The following is a 3,682-nucleotide window of genomic DNA, read 5'->3' on the forward strand; positions in this document are numbered from 1 at the left end:
ATGTCTTCGGCGGAAGCATCGGCTTCGGTGTCGTTGCGCACGACGAACTGGCAGACCATCGAGGTCTCGTCGTCGATGGGCGTCGCCGCCGTGAAGATCATGTGGAAGAGGCCGTTGGGATAGGTGATGCGGAGCGCGCGGGCAAAGGGCAGGAACCAGTTGCTGTCCATGTAGCGCACGGTCCAGTCATCCTCCATGCCGAGGTTCTTCTTCTGAACCTCAGGGTTGCGGACCGGCACTTCGGTCAGCATGCGGAAGCCGGTCGGCGTGTCCATGATTTCGAGCTTGGCGGGCTCGGGGTGCCCCTGATCGCCGAAGCTCGCGCGATGGACGAAGCTGAAATGCGAATTGTCGAAGGAGTTCTCCATAAGCCGGAGTCCAGCGCATTCCCAGATCTCGTAGAACTCGTGAATCTGGCGATAGCCGGGCTTCTCCGCCTCGTTCAGGTCGGGAATTCCCGCCAGCGGCTCGTCGGAAAGAGTGACCCAGACATAGTCGTATTTTTCCTGAACCTTGAAGCCGGGCGTGCGCGCGCCGGGCATCGTCTCGCGGTCCGTCATCTGCGGAATGCGCACGCATTGTCCCGTGCCGTCATATTCCCATCCGTGATAGCCGCAGACGATGCGTCCGTCCTGCACCCAGCCCTTGGAAAGTTTGGCCGAGCGGTGGCAGCAGCGATCGAGGATGCACTGCGCCTTGCCCTCCGCGTCGCGCCAGAGAACGATGTTCTCCCCCAGCAGAGTGAAGGGCAGGGGCTTGTCGGCAAGGCCGGTTGCGGGCACGACGGGGTACCAGAAGCGGCGCAGGACGGGTTGCTGTGTTACGAGCATTTCTTGGCCTCGGATACTTGGCGGCGATCAGCGGTCGCCCATGGCGCTTTCATGCCAATGGCGAAGAACGAAACGCGACAGCAGGGAAAGAACGAAGAAGATCAGAATGCCGGTCGCCGAAATCAGGAAGAGCGCGGCGAACATGCGCGGGATCTGCAGCCGGTATCCGGCCTCGAGGATGCGATAGGCGAGGCCGGACTGCGTGCCGCCCGTACCGGCGACGAACTCCGCGACGACCGCGCCGATCAGCGCGAGGCCGCCGGAGATGCGAAGGCCGGCCAGGAAGTAGGGCATGGCGGACGGAAGCTTCAGCAGCCACATCGCCTGCGGCTTGCTGGCGCCGTAGAGCTGGAAGAGGTTGATGAGGTTGCGGTCGGTGCTGTTCAGGCCCACCGCGGCGTTGGATACCACGGGGAAGAAGGCAACGAGCCAGGCGCAGATGAGCAGCGCGAGCTGCGTGTCCTTTGCCCAGATGATGATGAGCGGTGCGATGGCGACGACGGGCGTCACCTGCAGCACAACGGCGTAGGGAAAGAGGCAGCGCTCGACCCAGCGCGAGCTCGTAAAGAGCATGCCGAGGAGAAGGCCGCCCACCGCCGCGATCAGGAAAGCCTCGATGGTGATGCGCGATGTGATGACGAGGCTCGGCCAGAGCGAGCCGAAATCCGTGTAGAGCGTCTTGGCGATCAGGATCGGCCCGGGGAGCAGATAGACGGGCACGTCGTTGACGCGGACCATGATCTCCCAGAAGGCGAGCAGGAAGAAGCCGAAGATGAAGGGTGCGAACTGCTCCAGCGTCTTTTCGGCGATACGCCGCGCGGTGCTCTTGGTGACAACCGTCCGCATGTTGGACTGGACAGCGGGAGTATCGATTTCATTCATGGCGTTCATCAGTGTTCGTCCTCTACGCCGGCCATGGCCTGATGCAGCCAGCCGGAAACCTCGCGGCAATGCTCGTTGTAGAGCGACGAGGTTCTGAATTCCTCGGTGCGGGGGTAGGGCGCATCGATCGACAGATCGGCAATGACGCGGCCGGGCCGCGCGGCCATGACGACGATGCGGTCGGACAGATAGACGGACTCGAAAACGCTATGCGTGACGAAGATGACCGTCAGGTTCTGCTTTTCCCAAGCCGAGAGAAGATCGTTGTTGAGCTTCAGACGCGTGATCTCGTCGAGCGCGGCGAAAGGCTCGTCCATCAGCAGCACTTTCGGCTTCGTGACCAGCGCGCGAGCGATGGAGACGCGCATCTTCATGCCGCCGGAAAGCTCGCGCGGATAGCTCTTTGCGAATTTCTCGAGGCCCACCATGCGCAGCGCATCCATGACCTGATCCTGGACCTTGGCGCGCTTCTGGCGCTTGAGGCGCAGCGGCAGATAGACATTGTCGAAGACGGTGGCCCAGGGCATCAGCGTCGGCTCCTGAAAGACGAAGCCGATTTCCGCGAGCGGGCGTCCCCTGTAGTCGTAGGGCATCGTTGGCCATTCGATCTCGCCGCCGGTGTGGTGATCGAGGCCGGAGATCATGCGCAGAAGCGTGCTCTTGCCGCAGCCGGACGGTCCGAGAAGGCTCACGAATTGCGGTCTGCCGGGAATTTCGAGGCTGACATTGCGCAATGCCTCGGTTCCATTTGGATAGATTTTATCGACGGATCTGATCGATATGAGTGGACGGGAACTCGGATGTCCCGTCGTCGCTGCAACTGGTGCGTCGTCTTGTTCTTGTATCGCGGTACTCGCCGAGCTCATGCACAGACCCCTATCGTGCGACGGGACATCGTTTCCGTGTTGCCCGGCTGCCTGATAAGCGGGCAGATCCACAGAAAAATGTATACAAGAGGGGTTTTGCAATTCATGTGCCGCAGTGCGGCATGAAGGGCGCGCACGTCGCTATTCCGAAAAGACCGGGAATCCTTGCTGAAAATGGCCGAGCGCAGGCTGGATCGAGCGGCGACAAGCTGCCTGTTTTTCAAGCTTATCGAGCAAATTGCACATGGATCGTGCATCACGCATGCTGATGGCGACATGAGCATCCATGCCGGATGCGCGGGGCAGGCCGGTGATGCGTGAGCTTGTTTTTCTGATCGGGGCGCAATCGAGTCATTTCGGCTCCGTCCATCTGCGCGCCATTCAACTCGAAGAACTCGTTCGCGAGGCATTGCACCAGCGCGGCTTCAATTCCTCGGTCATCCGCGGATTGCCGCGGCCGGCCGATGCCACTTATTTCGTGACCAAGAGTTTCGCGCTCGATTTCGGCGTCGCGGGCTTTGACGAAATTGCGGCGCAGGGCGGCGAAATCATCTTCGATCCACTCGACATGAAGATGGGCGAGGATTTTCGGGAGCTGGCGCTGCGCTCGACGCTGCTCGTCGCGAGTTCCCTGACGCAGCGCGATCACTTCTCGGCGGCGTTCGGGAACGATGTGCGGGTTGCCTTCATCCCGCATCATGTCGATACGCGGCTACCGGAGGTGCGGGGCCAGATGGAGCGCTTCCGCATCGCCTATATCGGCGCGCCCGCCAATGCGAAATTGCCGCGCAGGAAGAAATGGTTCCAGTTCACCGACTGGCGGACGCGCTTCACGGATATCTGCGATGTGATGGATGCGTCGCGCTACGACGACACGGGCTGGATGCGGGCGCTTGGAAATTACAATTGCCATTATCTCTTTCGGGAGAAGCAGAGCTTCGATGGCTTCAAGCCGTTTCTGAAGGGCTATGTCGCGGCGCATTGCGGCGCGGTCGTGATGGCGCAGCGCGACGACGCGGAAGCGGTCGCAAATCTCGGCGCCGATTATCCCTATCTGTTCGATATCAGAAGGGGCCGCGATATCGTCGATTGCGTCGAGCGCGT

Annotated in this window: 4 protein-coding genes; 1 reads left to right on the top strand and 3 read right to left on the bottom strand. The window is 61.2% G+C overall.

Going from position 1 to position 3,682, the window contains the following annotated elements:
- The 3 genes from ABFC66_RS16780 to ABFC66_RS16790 form a co-directional block, all read right to left on the bottom strand.
- Nucleotides 1-830, bottom strand: an 830-nt coding sequence (locus ABFC66_RS16780; RefSeq protein WP_346742128.1) for an aromatic ring-hydroxylating dioxygenase subunit alpha, incomplete at its 3' end; no start/stop codon positions are given.
- Nucleotides 831-857: 27 nt separating this feature from the next.
- Nucleotides 858-1,721 carry an ABC transporter permease gene (locus ABFC66_RS16785; RefSeq protein WP_346742129.1) on the bottom strand — a complete coding sequence of 288 codons (864 nt, stop codon included), beginning with the start codon at nucleotides 1,719-1,721 and terminating at the stop codon, nucleotides 858-860.
- Nucleotides 1,721-2,578, bottom strand: a complete 858-nt coding sequence (locus tag ABFC66_RS16790) for an ABC transporter ATP-binding protein (protein WP_346742130.1) — start codon at nucleotides 2,576-2,578, stop codon at nucleotides 1,721-1,723. The genes ABFC66_RS16785 and ABFC66_RS16790 overlap by 1 nt, the downstream gene beginning before the upstream one ends.
- Nucleotides 2,579-2,891: 313 nt before the next feature.
- Here ABFC66_RS16790 and ABFC66_RS16795 point away from each other — a divergent pair.
- The coding region (locus ABFC66_RS16795; RefSeq protein ID WP_346742131.1) for a hypothetical protein at nucleotides 2,892-3,682 on the top strand (791 nt) is incomplete at its 3' end.

The sequence above is a fragment of the Parvibaculum sp. genome, from assembly GCF_039680535.1.
Classification (GTDB): Bacteria; Pseudomonadota; Alphaproteobacteria; order Parvibaculales; family Parvibaculaceae; genus Parvibaculum.

Coding starts and splice junctions, on each gene's coding strand:
- ABFC66_RS16790 (WP_346742130.1), bottom strand. CDS start 2,578: ATGAGCTCGGCGAGTACCGCGATACAAGAACAAGACGACGCACCAGTT.
- ABFC66_RS16785 (WP_346742129.1), bottom strand. CDS start 1,721: ATGAACGCCATGAATGAAATCGATACTCCCGCTGTCCAGTCCAACATG.